Origin of the sequence: Streptomyces sp. SolWspMP-5a-2 (assembly GCF_900091845.1) — a bacterium.
Lineage (GTDB): Bacteria > Actinomycetota > Actinomycetes > Streptomycetales > Streptomycetaceae > Streptomyces > Streptomyces doudnae.
The window spans coordinates 1-17,536 of record NZ_FMCI01000323.1 but is presented as its reverse complement, the minus strand read 5'-3'; the positions used below and the strand labels follow the sequence as shown (position 1 = coordinate 17,536).

Sequence of the window (17,536 nt, the reverse complement as noted above, 5' to 3'; positions counted from 1 at the left end):
CATGCAGTTCGGGCGCACCTACGAGGAGTTCGAGGTCGGCGCGGTCTACAAGCACTGGCCGGGCAAGACGGTCACCGAGTACGACGACCACCTCTTCTGCCTCCTCACCATGAACCACCACCCGCTCCACCTGGACGCCAACTACGCCGAGAACACGACCGACTTCGGGAAGAACGTCGTCGTCGGGAACTACATCTACTCGCTGCTGCTCGGCATGTCGGTGCCGGACGTGTCGGGCAAGGCGATCGCCAACCTGGAGATCGAGTCGCTGCGGCACGTGGCGCCGACCTTCCACGGGGACACGCTCTACGGCGAGACCACCGTGCTGGACAAGTGGCCGTCGAAGTCGAAGGACGACCGCGGGATCGTGCACGTCGAGACCCGCGGTCACAAGCAGGACGGCACGCTCGTCTGCGTGTTCCGGCGCAAGGTGATGGTGCCGACCGGGACGTACATCAAGGAGCGCGGCGGCGAACAGCCGGGCCGACCCGAACCCGAGCAGCAGGAGAAGTAGCCATGGCGCGACTCGCCCAGACCGCCGGACTCGACGACGTCCAGCGGGAGATCCTCTCCACCGTGCGGGACTTCGTGGACAAGGAGATCCTGCCGGTCGCCACGGAGCTCGAGCACCGTGACGAGTATCCGCAGCAGATCGTCGACGGGCTCAGGGAGTTGGGCCTCTTCGGCCTGATGATCCCGGAGGAGTACGGGGGCCTCGGCGAGTCGCTGCTCACCTACGCGCTGTGCGTGGAGGAGATCGCGCGCGGCTGGATGTCGGTCTCCGGCATCATCAACACCCATTTCATCGTGGCGTACATGCTCAAGCAGTACGGCACCGCGGAGCAGAAGGAGCACTTCCTGCCGCGGATGGCGGCCGGTGACATCCGGGGCGCCTTCTCGATGTCCGAACCGGGCCTCGGCTCCGACGTGTCGGCCATCACCTCGAAGGCGGTCAGGGACGGCGACGAGTACGTCCTGAACGGTCAGAAGATGTGGCTGACGAACGGTGGGACGTCAAGTCTGGTCGCCGTTCTCGTCAGAAGTGATGAAGGACACTCCGCGGAGGAGGTGGCCGCCCGACCGCACCGGTCGATGACGACGTTCCTGGTCGAGAAGGAGCCCGGTTTCGGCGAGGTCCGCCCCGGCCTCACCATCCCCGGGAAGATCGACAAGATGGGCTACAAGGGCGTCGACACCACCGAGTTGATCATGGACGACCTGCGGGTTCCCGCCGATCGTGTGCTCGGCGGCACCACCGGCCGAGGTTTTTACCAAATGATGGACGGCGTCGAGGTGGGCCGCGTCAACGTCGCGGCGCGTGGCTGCGGGGTCGCTCAGCGTGCCTTCGAACTCGGCGTCCGGTACGCGCAGCAGCGCCACACCTTCGGCAAGCAGATCGCCCACCACCAGGCCATCCAGTTCAAGCTGGCGGAGATGGCTACCAAGGTCGAGGCCGCGCATGCCATGATGGTGAACGCGGCACGCAAAAAGGATTCCGGGCAGCGAAACGACCTCGAAGCGGGGATGGCGAAGTACCTCGCCTCCGAGTACTGCAAGGAGGTCGTCGAGGACGCCTTCCGGATCCACGGCGGCTACGGCTTCTCCAAGGAGTACGAGATCGAGCGCCTCTACCGCGAGGCGCCGATGCTGCTGATCGGCGAAGGTACCGCCGAGATCCAGAAAATGATCATCGGTCGCAGGCTGCTCGAAGAATATCGGTTCCAGGGCTGATTGTCCGGATACGGGGTGTTTTCTTGGAGAAGAAGATCACACCCCTCCGACGCGCTTCGAACGCCGACTCGGCTTCCTGGCTTGCCCAGTTGTGGCCCGCGCCCGGTACGATCCCGGGAAAGCCGCCGTCCCCCGTCACAGCGCGGCATCATCCGCTACGAAGGTCATCCATGCCCCACAGCCAAACCTCTGCACCTCGCGACAGCCTGGTCGGCACACGCCTCGCGCGCGGAGCATCGCCGTGGCTTCTCCCGACCGTCGCCACCGCAGCCCTCAGCCTGGTCCGCGCCCGCAAGAGCGGTGCCGCCAAGGCCGTGGCCGTGCCCGCCACCGCGCTCGCGGCGGGCATGCTGTGGTTCTTCCGCGACCCCGAGCGCGAGATCACCCGGGGCCGGGTCATCTCGCCCGCCGACGGTGTGGTGCAGAGCATCATGCCGTGGAAGGACGGACGCACCCGCGTCGCGATCTTCATGAGCCCGCTCAACGTCCACGTCAACCGCGCCCCGCTCGCCGGTACCGTGACGTCGGTCGAACACATCCCCGGTGGGTTCGTCCCGGCGTTCAACAAGGAGAGCGAGAACAACGAGCGCGTAGTCTGGCATTTCGACACCGAACTCGGCGACATCGAGATGATCCAGATCGCCGGCGCCGTCGCCCGACGCATCGTCCCCTACGTGCCGCAGGGCACCAAGGTCGAGCAGGGTGAGCGCATCGGTCTGATCCGCTTCGGTTCGCGCGTGGACATCTACCTGCCCGAGGGCGTGGAGATCGCGGTCGAGGTCGGTCAGAAGACGGTGGCTGGGGTGACTCGCATTGACCGTGATTGATCCTGAGACTCAGGCGGGCTGGGTGCCCGAGGCCGACGAGGCGGACGACGAGGAGGAGATGCCCCTCTCTCTGCGCCTGTCGATAGCGGACACCCTGACGCTCGGCAACGCCACGTGCGGCTTCATGGCGGTGTACTTCACCACCACCGGCATCCTGATCCCGCACCTCACCGGCAGCCAGGAATCCGGCATGGCCCGCCACAGCGCGGCCACCGCGGTCATCCTGATGCTCTGCGCGGCGGTCTTCGACCTCTTCGACGGCCTCGTGGCGCGCAAGCTGCGCTCCTCCCCCATGGGCGCCGAGCTGGACAACCTCTCGGACCTGATCAGCTTCGGTCTGGCGCCCGCGTACTTCGTCCTCGTCTACGGCATGGTCGCCGACGACGCGCACCAGAGAATGGCCGCGCTCGGGGCGATCGTCGTGCTGCTGGCCGTCGTGCTGCGCCTGGCCCGCTTCTCCTGCGTGACGCCGCGCAACGGCATGTTCCAGGGCATGCCGAGCCCGTTCGGCGCGCTGACGGTCGTCTCCATCGTCCTGCTCGAACTGCCCTTCGTGGCGACGCTGCTGGCCATCCTCGGCACCGCCTGGCTGATGGTGAGCCGGGTCGAGTACCCGAAGCCGCGCGGCCGCCTCGCCGTGGCGATGCTGTCCTGGATCGTGCTCTCGATGGGGCTGCTCGCCGCCTGGGCCTTCGACGCCCCGAGCGGTCAGCTCCTCCTCCAGACGGGCTGTGCGCTCCAGCTCGTCATGGGCGCGGTGATCCCGCTGTTCGCCACGGCCCGCCGGGTGAACAACTTCCGCGACAACCGCCGCGAGGCGCGCGCGGCACAGCTGCCGTAACACGGCGGCGCGACGACGACGAAGGGCCCCGAGCCGACCGGCTCGGGGCCCTTTCCGTCGGTACCCGGGCGGCTGTCCGGGGCGGGCGGGTCAGACCAGGAAGTCGCGGGCGATCTGCTCCGCCACCCGTTCCAGGATCGGGCCCGCGTCCGCGATGCAGGTGGCCACGTCGGGCTCGACGCCGGTCAGGGGGTAGGCGCGGCGGATACCGGCCCGGCCGAGGGCCTCCGGGGGCAGGGTGAGACGTCCGCAGACCGCGACGACCTCCTTCTCCGCAGCCCGCGCCGCCGCCGCGACCCCCGCGGGAGCCTTGCCGTGCAGGGTCTGCTCGTCGAGGGAGCCCTCGCCGGTGATCACCAGCTCGGCGCGCTCCAGGGCGGCCGCGAAGCCGAGGACGTCCAGCATGACCTCGATGCCGGGCCGGAAGCGCGCCCCGACGAGGAGCGCCCCGTAGCCGATGCCGCCCGCCGCGCCCGCGCCCGGCGACACCGCGTGCTCGGCGGCACGCGCCCCGAGGACGGCACCGCGCCCGCCGCCCGAGGCGTCCCGCGCGCCGGACGGTCCGCCGGAACCGGCCCCTCCGGGGCGGGGGCGCCCTCCAAAATCTTGGCGTAGTGGGTGAGGGCCTCGTCGAGGGCCCGCACGTCCTCGGGCGAGGCGCCCTTCTGCGGCCCGTACACGGCCGGCGCCCCCTTCGGACCGGTGAGCGGGTTGTCGACGTCGCTGGCGAGGACCAGCTCCACGGCGGCCAGGCGCGGGTCGAGTCCCGACAGGTCGGCGGAGGCCAGCTCCGCGAGCCCGCCGCCGCCCGGCGGCACCGGCTCCCCGTCGGCGTCCAGGAACCGCGCGCCCAGCGCGGAGAGCATCCCGGCCCCGCCGTCGGTGGTGGCGCTGCCGCCGACGCCGAAGACAATCGTGCGCGCCCCCGCGTCCAGCGCGGCCCGCAGCAGTTCGCCCGCGCCGTACGTGGACGCCGTCAGCGGCGCGAGGACGCCCGCGGGCAGCCGCTGCAACCCGCTCGCCTCGGCCATCTCGACGACCGCCGTGTCGCCGCGCAGCGCGAACGCCGCCGTCACCTCGTCGCCCAGCGGCCCCGCGACGCGGACCTCGTGCCGCGCGAAACCGGCGGCGACCGCCGCGTCCACGGTGCCGTCCCCGCCGTCGGCCACCGGCAGCGACGTCACCTCGACGCCCGGCACGACCCGGCGCAGCCCGGCCGTCACCCGCTCCGCGACCTGCACGGCCGTCAGCGACCCCTTGAACTTGTCCGCGGCGACCAGCACCCGCTGGTCCCTCGCGGCCCTGTTGCCCACAGCGTCCGCCACGTGTGTTTCCCCTTGCTCTCCGGGCCCGACGCATGTCGCGGCCAGTCGCGCCGCTGCGACCTTAACCGGAGCAGGGCCGCGCCGCCATGCTCCGCCCGGCCGCCGCACACCCCCCGGCGGCGCCGCCGACCTGCACGGGGACGGCGCACAGGGCCGCATGCGCCGTCCCCACCCCGGCCCCGGCTCCCCGCGCGACGGTTCCCGGACCCCCGAACTCCGCGTGTGCACAGACGTGTTGAGGGTGATCGCCGGGCGGCCCGCCCGCTCGCCCCGACCGGCTGGCTAGGCTTCCCCCATGGCCACCACCCAAGACTTCGCCACGTACATCGCGGGCCTGCCCCGCGTCCTCGCCGGGGCAGCCGTCCTCCTGCGCGACGAGGAGGGCCGGGTCCTGCTCGTCGAGCCGAACTACCGGGAGGGCTGGGCGCTGCCGGGCGGCACCGTCGAGTCCGACGACGGCGAGACGCCCCGGCAGGGCGCGCGCCGCGAGACGGCGGAGGAGATCGGCCTGGACCGCGAGCCCGGCCGCCTGCTCGCGGTGGACTGGGTGCGGGGCCCGGACCGCCCGCCCCTGGTCGCGTACCTGTACGACGGCGGTCTCCTGACCGCGGCCGACCTCGGGGCGATCCGGCTCCAGGAGGAGGAACTGCTGTCCTGGCGCCTGGTCGCGCCCGCGGACCTGCCCGAGCACCTCTCCGGCTCCCTCGGCCGCCGGGTCCAGGTCGCCCTGGAGATCCTCGCGGACGGCGGCGGCACGGCGGAGCTGGAGAACGGCCACCGGGTGGCCTGACGGCGGCCCCGGGCGCGTCTCCGCCACGCCGGGACCCTGACGAGAGGCCAGCGCGCCCGCCTTCACGCGGGCGTGCGCCGGTGGGGGCGCCGGTCACGGTCGGGCGTCACTGCGGACGCCGGTCCCGGTAGGGCGCCCTGATCCGTACGGGCGCCGGTCAGGTGCGGGCGCCCTGTCCCCTGCGGGCGCCGGGCACGGTCGACGCCGGTCACGTGCGGGCTCCGGGCACGGTCGGGCGCCCTGATCCGTGCGGGCGCCGGGCACGGTCGGGCGCCGGTCACCCCGGTGTCCTCATATCCGTTCGCCCCGTTCCCCTCCGCCGACCTACCCTCGGTGCCATGACGAAGCCCCTCGTCGCCGTGTTGAGCGGCGCAGGCATCTCGACGGACTCCGGGATCCCCGACTACCGGGGACCCAACGGCGTGTGGCGCAAGGACCCCGAGGCCGAGAAGCTCGTCACGTACGCGTACTACATGGCCGACCCGGAGATCAGGCGGCGCTCCTGGCAGTTGCGGCTCAGGAACCGCGCCCTCCAGGCCGAGCCGAACGCGGCGCACGTGGCGGTGGCCGATCTGGAGCGGGCCGGGGTGCCGGTGCGGGTGATCACGCAGAACGTCGACGGACTGCACCAGCGCGCCGGGCTGAGCGCCCGCAAGGTGCTGGAGCTGCACGGCAGCGCCCGGAGTGTCGTCTGCACCGGCTGCGACGCGCGCGGCCCGATGGCGGACGCCCTCGCCCGGGTCGTGGCGGGTGAGGCCGATCCGCCGTGCCTGGTCTGCGGCGGCATCCTCAAGTCGGCGACGGTGATGTTCGGCGAGCGCCTCGACCCGGTGGTGCTCTCCGAGGCGCTCGCCATCAGCAAGGCGTGCCGTCAGTTCTTCGCCGTGGGGACGACCCTCCAGGTGCAGCCCGCCGCCGGGCTGGCCGGGATCGCGGCCGACCACGGCGCCCGGCTGACCATCGTCAACGCCGAGGCCACCCCCTACGACGACCGCGCGGACGAGCTGGTGCGCGAGCCCATCGGCACCGCCCTGCCCAGGCTCCTCGCCGCCCTCCGGGACGCCGCCGACGCCTGACACCCCGGCGGGGCCTGCGCACGGCACGTCCCGAGGCCGGGGCTGACGGTCAGAAGAGGGCCGTTCCGCTCTCGAAGTCCAGGAGCTGCTGCTTGCGGCTCAGGCCGCCGCCGTACCCGGTGAGGCTGCCGCTCGCCCCGACCACCCGGTGGCACGGGACGATGATGCTGACCGGGTTCTTCCCGTTGGCGAGGCCGACCGCGCGGGACGCCTGCGGGTTGCCGAGCGCGTCGGCGAGCTGGCCGTAGGAGCGGGTCTCGCCGTAGGGGATGGCGAGGAGCTGCTCCCAGACGGTCCGCTGGAACGGGGTGCCGTGCAGCCGCAGGGGGACCGTGAACTCCGTCAGCTCGCCCGCGAAGTACGCCGCCAACTGCTCCTCGGTCGCGGCGAAGGGTGTGTCGTCGCGGGGGCCGAAGTTCTCCTCGGGCGGGCGGTGGCGCTGCTCGGTCATGTAGAGACCGCACAGGACGCCGTCGTCCGCGACGAGGGTCAGAGCGCCGTACGGGCTGTCCATCACCGTGTGTTGCTTGGTCATCGTGTGTTTCCTAGGCCGGAAGGACGTTGATCGGGTGGCTGTCGGTCGCCCACAGGTACTGCACGGCGTACGCCCGCCAGGGGCGCCACCGAGCCGCTCGGGCCGTGAGGGCGGCCGGGGTGGTGGGAAGGCCGAGTCCCCCGGCGGCGCGGCGGACGCCGAGGTCGGTGGGGAGGAAGGCGTCGGGGTCGCCCAGGGCGCGCATCGCGATGGCGTCGACCGTCCAGGGACCGAACCCGGGCAGGGCCAGGAGCCGGGCGCGTGTCTCGGCCCAGTCGCTGTCGGGGCCCAGGTGGATCCCGCCGTCGGCGAGGCGGCTCACCAGGGTGGTGAAGGTGGTGCGGCGGGTGCGGGGCATCGCGAGGGACTCGGGGTCGAGCCCGGCGAGCGACGCGGCGGTCGGGAAGAGGTGGGTGAGACCGCCCTCGGGGTCGTCGACCGGGTCGCCGTGGGCGAGGACCAGGCGGCCCGCGTGGGTGCGGGCGGCGGCGGTGGAGACCTGCTGTCCGAGGACGGCGCGCAGCGCGAACTCCTCCTCGTCCACCGTGCGCGGCACCCGGCGGCCGGGCGCCTTGTCGACCAGGGGCGCCAGGACCGGGTCGGTGCGCAACTGGTCGTCGACGGCGACCGGGTCCGCGTCCAGGTCGAGCATGCGGCGGCAGCGGCTGATGGCGACGGTCAGGTCCCGCAGGTCGCTGAGGGTGAGGCGGCAGGCGATGTGGTCGGGGCGCGGGGCCAGCGCGACGATGCCGTGTCCGTAGGGCAGGCGCAGGGTGCGGCGGTAGGCGCCGTCCCGCCACTCCTCCACCCCGGGCACCGCGGTGGCGGCGAGATGCCCGAAGAGGTTGTCCGGATGCAGCGGGGCCCGGAAGGGAAGCCGCAGGGTGAGCGTGCCGGGGGTGCCGGGAGCACCGGGGGCACCGGGAGTCTCTGGCGTGCCAAGTGTGCTTGACATGCCCCGTGCGTTTGACGTGCCCGGCGTGGACGACCCGCCCAGCGCGCCTGACCAGCCAGGTGTGCCTGACGTGTCGGGTGCACCAGGAGTACCTGGCGTGCCCGATGTTCCGAGGGCGTTCGCCGAGCCTCGCGCCCCGCCCCCCGATCCACCCGCCGTGTCCGCCCGGACCGCGGGCCGTGAGTGCCCGGCCGACTTCCCCGCGCGCGTGCGCAGCTCGCTCGGGGTGAGGGCGTAGACCTCGCGGACGGTGTCGTTGAAGGCGCGGATCGAGGCGAACCCGGCGGCGAAGGCGACGTCCGCCATCGGGAGCGGCGTGGTCTCGATCAGCACCCGTGCGGTCTGCGCGCGCTGGGCGCGGGCGAGCGCGAGCGGGCCCGCGCCCAGCTCCGCGAGCAACTGGCGCTCGGTCTGCCGGGTGCTGTAGCCGAGCCGGGCGGCGAGCCCGGGGACGCCCTCGCGGTCCACCACGCCGTCCGCGATCAGCCGCATCGCGCGCGCGACCAGGTCGGCGCGGAGGTTCCACTCCGGGGAGCCGGGGCTGGTGTCGGGGCGGCAGCGTTTGCAGGCCCGGAATCCGGCCTGCTGGCAGGCCGCGGCGCTGGGCAGGAACGTCATGTTCTCGGGCTTGGGCGGCACCACGGGGCAGCTCGGGCGGCAGTAGATGCGCGTGGTGAGGACGGCCGTGAAGAACCAGCCGTCGAAGCGGGCGTCCTTGGACCGGACGGCCCGTACGCAGCGCTCGGTGTCGGTGTGCATCCCGTTCCGCATGGGTCCAGCATCGACGATCCGGCGGGGCCGGGCTGGCGGATTTCCGACATCGAGCCCGGCTGCCCTGGGCGCGCCCGAGGCCCCCCGGCCGCCGTGACCGCTCGGGTCGGGCCGCCGGGGAGCCTCGGGCAGGTGGTCGCGGCCGCCCGCCGGGGAGCGACCGCTCGGGCCGGTGCCGACGGGGTGGTCGGGCCCGGCCCCGCTCAGACCGCGCGGCGGCCGGCCGCCTCCTGCTGGGAGGCGAGCGCCCAGATGACGAAGACGTCGATCGCCATCATCACGACGGACCAGACCGGCAGGTACGGCAGGAACAGGAACTGGGCGATCAGGCTGAGCGAGACCAGGAAGATCCCGAGGAACCTGGCCCAGGCCGCGCCCTTGAGGACGCCGAGACCGGTGACGGCGACCAGGGCGCCGAGGATCACGTGGATCCAGCCCCAGCCGGTGAGGTTCAGCTCGTAGACGTAGGTCCCGACGCGGCCGTAGACGTCGTCCGAGGCGATCGCGGCGATGCCCTGGAGCACGGCGAGGATGCCGCTGCACAGCATCAGCACACCGGCGAAGACGACGCCGCCGGTCACCCAGCCACCGGCTCCGTGACGGGCGTGCTGCGGGGGCTCCGGGGGCTGGCCCGATCGCGGCGAGGCACCGCCCGACCAGGTGTCCTGCGCGCCGCCCGAGGGCGTTCCTGACGGTATGCCCGACGGTTCTCCTGGGTGCTGGCTCATGGGTGGTGATCCCTTCTGCGGCCCCCTCTGTCGGCTGCCTCCGAGCCTTCGGCCGGCGGTCCCCCGCCGCCATTCCGGTTAGGCCGAACAGGTGACACCGCAGCGCGGCCCACGCCCGTGAGCAGCCGGAACGCACCCGGGAACCGCCTGCTGCCATCGGGGCACCCCCTCGCATACTGGAACCGACGGCGCGGGCCCGCGCCCGCGCCGGTCCCCACCGTCCGCGCAGAACGTCTACCGTCTTGTAGACGACGGAGAGCCGAGGAGAGTTCCCATGCCCGAGAGGCAGCACGACGAGGAGGCCGACGGCCGCCCGGACCGCCGGCCCGCGGGCGAGCTGGAGGCCGGCGTGCTGGCCGCGCTGTGGGCCGCGGGCGCGCCCCTCACCCCGGCCGCCGTCCAGCTCGAACTCGGCACCGGTCTCGCCCGCACCACCGTGACGACGATCCTCACCCGGCTGCACGCCAAGGGCGTGGTCACCCGCGCCCGCTCCGGACGCGGCTACGCGTACGCGCCCGCGCAGGACGCGCCGGGGCTGACCGCCCGCCGGATGCACGCGGAACTCGACAAGGACGACGACCGGAGCACGGTCCTCGCCCGTTTCGTCTCCGATCTGAGCCCCGAGGACGAGGACCTCCTGCGCGACCTCCTGGAGGGCGGCCAGGACGCCTCCCGTCCCCTGCCGTCCCCGCAGCCGCCCGAGGGGCCCGCGTGATCTACGCCGTCTGGCTCCCCCTCCTCGTGCCGTTCCTCGCCGCCCCGCTCGCCCGGCGCGGCGCCGAGCAGTTGCCGCCCCGGGTCGCGGCCTGGTCCCTCACCGTGCTGTCGGGCGCGCTCGCCCTCTCCGCGACGGCGGCGCTGGCCCTGCTGACGCTGGCGGGGGCGCTGCGCCTGCCCTCCGTCGCCCGGTTCGCGCGGCTCTCCCCTTCGCTGCCCGACGTCGGCCCGCCCGCCACGGTCCCAGCCGCCGTCGCGGCCGCCCTGGCGCTGACGGCGCTCTGCGCCCTGGCCGCCCGCGGTGTCCGCCGTCAGGTGCGCGAAGTGCGCCGCGCGCGGCGGGAGTCGGGGGCCGTCCCGGGCGCGGGCGACCTCGTCGTCCTGCCGGACGAGCGCCCCGACGCGTACGCGCTGCCCGGACGTCCTGGCCGGATCGTCGTGACCTCCGGGATGCTGCGGGCCCTCGACGGGCGGGAGCGCGAGGCGCTGTTGGCGCACGAGCGCGCCCATCTCGCCGGGCGCCACCATCTCTTCCTCGTCTGCGCCGAGTCGGCCGCCGTCCTGCACCCGGCCCTGCGTTCCCTGCGCGAGCCGCTGTCGTTCGCGCTGGAGCGCTGGGCCGACGAGTCCGCCGCGCGGGCCACCGGGGACCGCGCCTTCACCGCCCGCGCGGTCGGGCGTGCCGCGCTCGCCGCCCGCTCCGTCCGGGGCCCTGGGCCCGGTCCGCGCCGTCCGCGGCTGGCGCTCGGGGCGACGGCGGGTCCCGTCCCCCGCCGGGTCTCCGCGCTGCTCGCGGGCGCCCCGCGCACCCGCGCCCCGCTCTCCCGCGTCCTCGCCTGCCTGCTGCTGGCCTCGGTGGCCCTGTCGGCGGCCGCGGCCCTGGACGCGGCGACCGATCTGCACACCGGCGTCGAGATCGCCCAGGGCGAGCGGCCGCCGTCTCCCCCGGCCGACGACGACTGACCGCACGCCCCGGGGAAGCACCGGGAGCCCCCTGCGGAAACCATCCGCACCCCGCACGTCCCTTGACGCCGCCGGAGCCTCCGTGCCAGGTTCTCCCTGCGGTTTTTATCGATACAAAGGATCTCCGAGGAACCCAGGCACGGCGGATCTCCGGTCCGTCAGAGGGGAACACACGCGTGTCCGCAGCCAGCGCCTCCACCTCCGTCCCCGCCGTCTCGGCGACGGCCGTCATCAACCTCGACATCGAAGGCCCGACGATCAGCCGCCATCTGTACGGCCACTTCGCCGAGCACCTCGGAAGCTGCGTCTACGGCGGCTTCTGGGTCGGCGAGGACTCCGCGATCCCCCACGAGGGCGGCATCCGGCTCGACGTCGTCGAGGCGCTGCGCGCGCTGGACATCCCCAACCTCCGCTGGCCCGGCGGTTGTTTCGCCGACGAGTACCACTGGCGGGACGGCATCGGGCCGCGCGAGGAGCGGCCCACGATGGTCAACACGCACTGGGGCGACGTCGAGGAGAACAACCACTTCGGCACCCACGAGTTCATGGCGCTGTGCGAACTCCTGGGCGCGGAGCCGTACATCAGCGGCAACGTCGGCAGCGGCACGGTCCGCGAGATGAGCGAGTGGGTCGAGTACCTGACCCGGGACGGCGACAGCCCGATGGTGCGGCTGCGCAGGGCGAACGGCCGGGAGCGGCCGTGGCGGGTGCCGTTCTGGGGCATCGGCAACGAGACCTGGGGCTGCGGCGGCAACATGCGCGCCGAGTACTCGGCCGACCTCGCCCGGCAGTACGCCACGTACTGCCGCGACCACGGCGGCAACCGGCTCCACCGGATCGCGTCCGGCGCCTCGGACGACGACTACAAGTGGACCGAGACCCTGATGCAGCAGATCAGTTGCTTCGGGTGCGAGGCGACGCCGAAGACCTACTTCCAGTCCCTCTCGGTCCACCACTACACGCTGTCCGGACCGTGGGAGGCGAAGGGCAGCGCCACCGTCTTCGACACCGACGACTACTACCGGACGATGCTGTCGGCGCGCGACGTCGACCGGATCATCGCCGGTCACAGCGCCGTCATGGACGTCTACGACCGGGGCCGCACGGTCGGGCTGGTGCTCGACGAGTGGGGCACCTGGTGGGACGTCGAGCCGGGCACGAACCCCGGCTTCCTCTTCCAGCAGAACACGCTGCGCGACGCGTTGGTGGCCGGCATCCACTTCGACGTCTTCCACAAGCACGCGGCCCGTCTGCGCATGGCGAACATCGCGCAGACGGTCAACGTGCTCCAGGCGATGCTGCTCACCGACGGCGACGCGCTGGTGCGGACGCCGACATACCACGTGTTCGAGATGAACAAGGGCCACCAGGACGCGACTTCCCTCGCCGTGCACCTGCGCGCCCCGCAGGCCCGACGGAGCGTCGGGGAGGCCGAGTTGGAGACGGTGTCGGCCTCGGCCAGCGTCAAGGACGGCTCGCTCCTGGTCTCGTTGACCAATCTGGACGCGGACCGGCCGGTCGAGGTGCGGCTCGATCTGCGCGGCGGCACGGTCGGCGCCCCGGACGCCAGGCTGCTGACGGCCGCCAGGATCCAGGACCACAACACCCCGGGCGCGCAGGCCACGGTCGCGCCCCGTCCGTTCGAGGACGTCCGGTCCGTCGACGGCGGCCTGACGCTGACCCTGCCCCCGCACGCCTTCGCCACCGTGCGCGCCCCGCTGACCGCCGTCGCACCCTGAGCACAGGCGTGCCCGTCCGCACGGGCAGCACCCCACCTCCGCCGTCCGCGCCCGTAATACGGGAGACCCCGCCGATGAACCGACCCGCCCGTCCGCTCCCCGACCGCCGCGCACGCCCGCCGATGGGGTGGAACAGCTGGGACTGCTACGGCACCACCGTCACCGAGCAAGAGGTGCTCGCCAACGCGGAGTTCCTCGGGCGGCGGATGCTGCCGTACGGCTGGGACACCGTCGTCGTGGACATCCAGTGGTACGAGCCGACCGCACGAGCCCACGGCTACAACCCGGACGCGCCGCTGGTCCTCGACGCGTACGGGCGTCAGCTCCCCGCCCCCGGACGCTTCCCGTCGGCTGCGGACGGCGCCGGGTTCGGGCCGCTCGCCGCACGGGTGCACGCCCTCGGCCTGCGGTTCGGGGTGCACATCATGCGGGGCATCCCGCGCCGCGCGGTGGCCGCCCGACTCCCTGTACTGGGCACGGAGTTCACCGCCGACGAGGTCGCGGACACCTCGTCCGTCTGCCCCTGGAACTCCGACAACTACGGCCTGGACCACGGCAGTCCGGGGGCGCAGGCGTACTACGACTCCCAGGTGGCGCAGTTCGCCGCGTGGGGCGTGGACTTCGTCAAGGCCGACGACATGCTCTTCCCGTACCACGAGCGGGAGATCGCCGCCTACGCGCGGGCGATCGAGCGCTGCGGGCGTCCGATCGAGCTGAGCCTCTCCCCCGGCACCGACGTCTCGCTGGCACGCCTGGACCATCTGCGGGAGAACGCCACCATGTGGCGGGTCTGCGACGACCTGTGGGACCGATGGGCCGACGTCGAGGCGCAGTTCGCCCGGATGGCGCGGTGGGCGCCCTGGCAGGGCGCGGGCGGCTAGGCGGACGCGGACATGCTGCCGCTCGGGCACATCGGCATCCGCGCCGAGCGCGGCGAGGACCGGATGAGCGCGCTGACCCGGGACGAGCAGATCAGTCTGCTGACGCTGTGGCTGATCTCCCGCTCCCCGCTGATGATGGGCGGCGATCTGCCGACCAGCCCGCCGGAGACGATCGATCTGCTCACCCACGACGAGGCGCCGGCGGTGCTGTGGCACGGCACCGGCGGCCGCGAGGTGCTGCGCGAGGGCGACCTCGTGCTGTGGACGGCCCGGGACACCGACGGCGGGACGCGGTACGCCGCCGTCTTCTCGACGTCCGGCGCGGCACGCCGGTTCCACGTGCCGCTCGGCTCGATCGGCGCCCGGCGCCAGGACCGGGTGCGCGAGCTGTGGACGCGCCGCGACACCCCGCACGACGGCCACCGGCTCGCCGTCGACCTGCCCGCGCACGGCGCCGCCCTCTACCGTCTGGGGGAGGAACGGCGGCAGGAGTGAGCGTGACGACCATCCAGGACGTGGCCAGGGCGGCGGGGGTGTCGGCGATGACGGTGTCGAACGTCATCAACGGCCACCCGAACGTGCGGCCCGCCACCAGGGAACGGGTCATGGCGGCGATGACCCGGCTCGACTACCGGGTGAACGTCGCCGCCCGCAATCTGCGCAAGGGCCGCACCGGCACGATCGGGCTCGCCGTCCCGGAGATCGACCGCCCCTACTACGGCAGGCTCGCCGCCGCGCTCATCGCGGCGGCGGCCCGGCACGGGCTGCGGGTGGCCGTCGAACAGACCGGCGCGGTACGGGAGAACGAGCTGGCGGCGCTGTCGCTGTCCCGCAACCGGCTCTACGACGGGCTCATCCTCAGCACGGTCGGGCTCGGCCCCGCCGACGCGGACCGGCTCAGGACGGACCATCCGCTGGTCATCCTGGGCGAGCGGATCTTCGGCGGTCCCGTCGACCACGTCGCCATGCCCAACGTCGACGGCGCCCACGCGGCGACCCGCCATCTGATCGACCGGGGCTGCCGCCGGATCGCCCTGGTCTGCGGCCCGTTGGCCGGCGAGACGGACGTCTCCGGCCTGCGCCACAGCGGCTACACGCGGGCCCTGACGGAGGCGGGACTGCCGGTGCAACCGGACCTGGTGCGCACGGTGGACCGGCTCACCATGGCGGCCGGGGCGGCGGCGGCCCGCGAACTGGCGTTTGGGGGACGGGGCGTGGACGGGGTGTTCTGCGTGACCGACACGGTCGCCCTCGGCGTCCTGCGGGGACTGGCCGACTGCGGGGTGCGGGTGCCGGGCGAGGTCAAGGTGATCGGCTTCGACGACGTCCCGGAGAGCGCCTACCTCGTCCCGTCGCTCTCCACCGTCGACCCGGACCACGATCTGATGGCCGCCCGCGCGGTCGACCTCCTGGTGCAGCGCATCGAACGTCCCGGACAGGCCCTTGAGCGGCAGGAGTTCGTGAGCCCGTTCCGGGTGGTGGCCCGGGAGTCGACGGCGGCGGACTGACCGCCCGCCGCCCGCTTCTCCCCGCGGCCTGGGCCAACACGCCCTGTCCGCAAGGGACTTCAGCCGAGCGCCGTGGCGAAGGCCCGGTACGCCGCGTCGTCGAAGAGCACGAACCTGGCCTCACGGACCGCGGTGTCCGCCGTGCGGACGGTGTCGAGCGCGATGCGGGCGCCGTCGTCCATCGGCCAGCCGTAGACACCGGTGGAGACGGCGGGGAACGCCACGGTGGTGGCGCCGAGTCCGTCGGCGACGCGGAGCGACTCCCGGTAGCAGGAGGCCAGCAGCGCGGAGCGGTCCTCGTCCGCGCTCCACACCGGGCCCACGGTGTGGATCACCCAGCGCGCGTCCAGCGCGCCCGCGGTCGTCGCCACCGCCTGTCCGGTCGGCAGGCCCTTGCCGTACCGGGAGGCGCGCAGCGCCCGGCAGGCGGCGAGGATCTCGGGGCCGCCCCTGCGGTGGATGGCGCCGTCGACACCGCCGCCGCCCAGGAGGGAGGAGTTGGCCGCGTTGACGATCGCGTCGACGCTCTCCCGGGTGATGTCGCCCCTGACCAGGGTGAGGGTCGTCGTCATGGGGTGCGCAGCCTCCTCCACACGGCCTTCGCCGCGTTGTGTCCCGACATCCCGTGCACGCCGGGACCCGGCGGGGTCGCCGACGAGCAGAGGAAGACCGCCGGGTGCGGGGTGGTGTACGGGGACAGGGACAACCGGGGGCGCAGCACGGTCTGGAGGCCGGTGAACGCGCCGGTGCCGATGTCGCCGCCGACGTAGTTGGCGTTGCGGGCGGCGAGTTCGGGCGGCCCGGCCGTGGCGCGGGCGAGGACCAGATCGCGGAACCCCGGTGCGAAGCGCTCCAGTTGGCGTTCCATGGCGTCGGTGAGGTCTCCGGTCCAGCCGTTCGGCACGTGCGCGTACGCCCAGAACACCTGCTTGCCCGCGGGGGCACGGCCCGGGTCGACGACGCCGGGCTGCACCGTGATCATGAAGGGCCGCCGGGGCGCCCGCCCGCCGCGCGACGCGTCGTGCAGCGCGGCGCCGATCTCCGCGCTGTCGGCGCCGATCTGGACGGTGCCCGCGGAGCGGGCCGCCTCCGCGGTCCAGGGCACCGGGCCGTCCAGCGCGTAGTCGATCTTGAAGACGCCCGGTCCGTAGCGGTACCCCTCGAAGGCGCGCCCGAAGCCCGCGATGCGGGCCAACGCGGTGGGCGAGGTGTCGAAGACGTAGGCGCGCGCCGGGGGCAGGTCGTCGAGGCGCTTGACCTCGTAGTCGGTGTGGATCGCGCCGCCGAGGTCGGCGAGGTGGGCGGCGAGCGCGTCCGAGATGGACTGGGAGCCGCCGCGCGCCACCGGCCAGCCCCTGGCGTGCGCGGCGAGCGCGAACACCAGGCCGATCGCGCCGGTCGCGAATCCGGAGAGCGGGGCCATGACGTGGCCGACGAGCCCGGCGAACAGGGTCCGGGCCCGCTCGTCCTGGAACCGGCGGCTGAGCAGCGTCGACGGCGGCAGCCCGGCAAGGCCGAAGCGGGCCAGCGTCACCGGGTCGCGTGGCAGGGCGGTGCGCGGCAGCGACATGAAGTCCTGGACGAGGGTGTCCCACCGGGTCAGGAACGGCGCGACGAGCCTGCGGTACGCGCCCGCGTCCCGGGGGCCGAGGGAGGCGGCGGTCTCGCCGACCGAGCGGGAGAGCACGGCCGCGGTGCCGTCGGTGAAGGGGTGCGCCATGGGCAGCTCGGGGTGGAGCCACTCCAGGCCGTACCGCTCCAGGGGCAGGGCGCGGAACGCCGGGGAGCTGATCCCGAGGGGGTGGGCGGCGGAGCAGGGGTCGTGACGGAAGCCGGGGAGGGTGAGTTCCTCGGTGCGGGCTCCCCCGCCCACGGTGTCCCGGGCCTCGAAGACGGCCACGGAGAAGCCGCGCCGGGCCAGCTCCACGGCGGCCGTCAGTCCGTTCGGCCCCGCTCCCACCACGACCGCATCGAGCATCGACGGCACCTTCGGACCCCTAACGTCAGCCGACGGCCAGTGGGATCAGGATAGGCCGGACACCGGACGGAGCCCCGAAGCGGGTGGAGTTCGCCCGGGGGCGGGGCGGGGCGGGGGCCCGGGGACGGGGCTGAGCGCGGCGCCCGGTGGGGGCGTGGGCGCGGCACCCGT

Annotated in this window: 17 protein-coding genes and 1 pseudogene; 12 read left to right on the top strand and 6 right to left on the bottom strand. The window is 73.5% G+C overall.

Features of this window, described 5'->3' with window-relative positions:
- Position 1: 1 nt before the first annotated feature.
- The 4 genes from GA0115242_RS32055 to pssA all read left to right on the top strand — a co-directional run bounded on the left by GA0115242_RS32055 (position 2) and on the right by pssA (position 3,399).
- A complete protein-coding gene (locus GA0115242_RS32055) occupies positions 2 to 514 on the top strand; it encodes a MaoC family dehydratase (RefSeq protein WP_093834755.1) in 513 nt (170 codons plus the stop codon).
- Between the two features lie 2 nt (positions 515 to 516).
- Entirely contained in the window at positions 517 to 1,731 is a 1,215-nt protein-coding gene (locus GA0115242_RS32050; protein ID WP_093834753.1) for an acyl-CoA dehydrogenase family protein, read from the top strand.
- Between the two features lie 170 nt (positions 1,732 to 1,901).
- Entirely contained in the window at positions 1,902 to 2,558 is a 657-nt protein-coding gene (locus GA0115242_RS32045) for a phosphatidylserine decarboxylase (RefSeq protein WP_093834751.1), read from the top strand.
- Positions 2,559 to 2,580: 22 nt separating this feature from the next.
- On the top strand, positions 2,581 to 3,399 hold the full coding sequence (pssA, locus tag GA0115242_RS32040) for a CDP-diacylglycerol--serine O-phosphatidyltransferase (RefSeq protein ID WP_093834749.1): 819 nt from the start codon (positions 2,581 to 2,583) through the stop codon (positions 3,397 to 3,399).
- Positions 3,400 to 3,489: 90 nt separating this feature from the next.
- Here pssA and GA0115242_RS32035 read toward each other — a convergent pair.
- A pseudogene (locus tag GA0115242_RS32035) lies at positions 3,490 to 4,682 on the bottom strand (glycerate kinase).
- A 337-nt stretch (positions 4,683 to 5,019) separates the two neighbouring features.
- On the opposite strand from GA0115242_RS32035, the gene GA0115242_RS32030 reads away from it, so the two are divergent.
- Complete coding sequence (locus GA0115242_RS32030; protein WP_093834747.1) at positions 5,020 to 5,514, top strand: NUDIX domain-containing protein; 495 nt, start codon at positions 5,020 to 5,022, stop codon at positions 5,512 to 5,514.
- A 338-nt stretch (positions 5,515 to 5,852) separates the two neighbouring features.
- Positions 5,853 to 6,590, top strand: a complete 738-nt coding sequence (locus GA0115242_RS32025; RefSeq protein WP_093834744.1) for an SIR2 family NAD-dependent protein deacylase — start codon at positions 5,853 to 5,855, stop codon at positions 6,588 to 6,590.
- 49 nt (positions 6,591 to 6,639) lie between these two features.
- Here the strand turns inward: GA0115242_RS32025 and GA0115242_RS32020 are convergent, their stop codons facing one another.
- The 3 genes from GA0115242_RS32020 to GA0115242_RS32010 form a co-directional block, all read right to left on the bottom strand.
- Positions 6,640 to 7,125, bottom strand: coding sequence for a methylated-DNA--[protein]-cysteine S-methyltransferase (locus tag GA0115242_RS32020; RefSeq protein ID WP_093834742.1), 486 nt, complete (start codon positions 7,123 to 7,125; stop codon positions 6,640 to 6,642).
- A 10-nt stretch (positions 7,126 to 7,135) separates the two neighbouring features.
- On the bottom strand, positions 7,136 to 8,839 hold the full coding sequence (locus GA0115242_RS32015; RefSeq protein ID WP_093834740.1) for an AlkA N-terminal domain-containing protein: 1,704 nt from the start codon (positions 8,837 to 8,839) through the stop codon (positions 7,136 to 7,138).
- A gap of 215 nt (positions 8,840 to 9,054) precedes the next feature.
- Positions 9,055 to 9,579 carry a DUF7144 family membrane protein gene (locus tag GA0115242_RS32010; protein WP_237549425.1) on the bottom strand — a complete coding sequence of 175 codons (525 nt, stop codon included), beginning with the start codon at positions 9,577 to 9,579 and terminating at the stop codon, positions 9,055 to 9,057.
- A 274-nt stretch (positions 9,580 to 9,853) separates the two neighbouring features.
- Here GA0115242_RS32010 and GA0115242_RS32005 point away from each other — a divergent pair, with 274 nt between their 5' ends.
- The 6 genes from GA0115242_RS32005 (at position 9,854) to GA0115242_RS31985 (ending at position 15,387) form a co-directional block, all read left to right on the top strand.
- Complete coding sequence (locus tag GA0115242_RS32005) at positions 9,854 to 10,294, top strand: BlaI/MecI/CopY family transcriptional regulator (protein ID WP_093834738.1); 441 nt, start codon at positions 9,854 to 9,856, stop codon at positions 10,292 to 10,294.
- Positions 10,291 to 11,259: a M56 family metallopeptidase gene (locus GA0115242_RS32000; protein ID WP_093834736.1), complete on the top strand. Its 969-nt coding sequence runs from the start codon at positions 10,291 to 10,293 to the stop codon at positions 11,257 to 11,259. Before GA0115242_RS32005 ends, GA0115242_RS32000 begins: the two co-directional genes overlap by 4 nt.
- A gap of 176 nt (positions 11,260 to 11,435) precedes the next feature.
- A complete protein-coding gene (locus GA0115242_RS31995) occupies positions 11,436 to 12,998 on the top strand; it encodes an alpha-N-arabinofuranosidase (protein WP_093834734.1) in 1,563 nt (520 codons plus the stop codon).
- A gap of 74 nt (positions 12,999 to 13,072) precedes the next feature.
- Positions 13,073 to 13,879 (top strand): hypothetical protein, encoded by an 807-nt coding sequence (locus tag GA0115242_RS42010; protein ID WP_237549424.1) that lies wholly within the window; start codon positions 13,073 to 13,075, stop codon positions 13,877 to 13,879.
- Between the two features lie 12 nt (positions 13,880 to 13,891).
- The gene (locus tag GA0115242_RS42005; RefSeq protein WP_237549423.1) at positions 13,892 to 14,374 is read left to right on the top strand and encodes a hypothetical protein; all 483 of its coding nucleotides are present in this window, start codon (positions 13,892 to 13,894) and stop codon (positions 14,372 to 14,374) included.
- A gap of 2 nt (positions 14,375 to 14,376) precedes the next feature.
- The gene (locus GA0115242_RS31985; RefSeq protein ID WP_093834732.1) at positions 14,377 to 15,387 is read left to right on the top strand and encodes a LacI family DNA-binding transcriptional regulator; all 1,011 of its coding nucleotides are present in this window, start codon (positions 14,377 to 14,379) and stop codon (positions 15,385 to 15,387) included.
- Positions 15,388 to 15,446: 59 nt separating this feature from the next.
- Here the strand turns inward: GA0115242_RS31985 and GA0115242_RS31980 are convergent, their stop codons facing one another.
- Positions 15,447 to 15,959, bottom strand: a complete 513-nt coding sequence (locus GA0115242_RS31980) for an O-acetyl-ADP-ribose deacetylase (protein ID WP_093834730.1) — start codon at positions 15,957 to 15,959, stop codon at positions 15,447 to 15,449.
- Positions 15,956 to 17,365, bottom strand: a complete 1,410-nt coding sequence (locus GA0115242_RS31975; protein ID WP_093834728.1) for a phytoene desaturase family protein — start codon at positions 17,363 to 17,365, stop codon at positions 15,956 to 15,958. Before GA0115242_RS31975 ends, GA0115242_RS31980 begins: the two co-directional genes overlap by 4 nt.
- Positions 17,366 to 17,536: the final 171 nt, after the last annotated feature.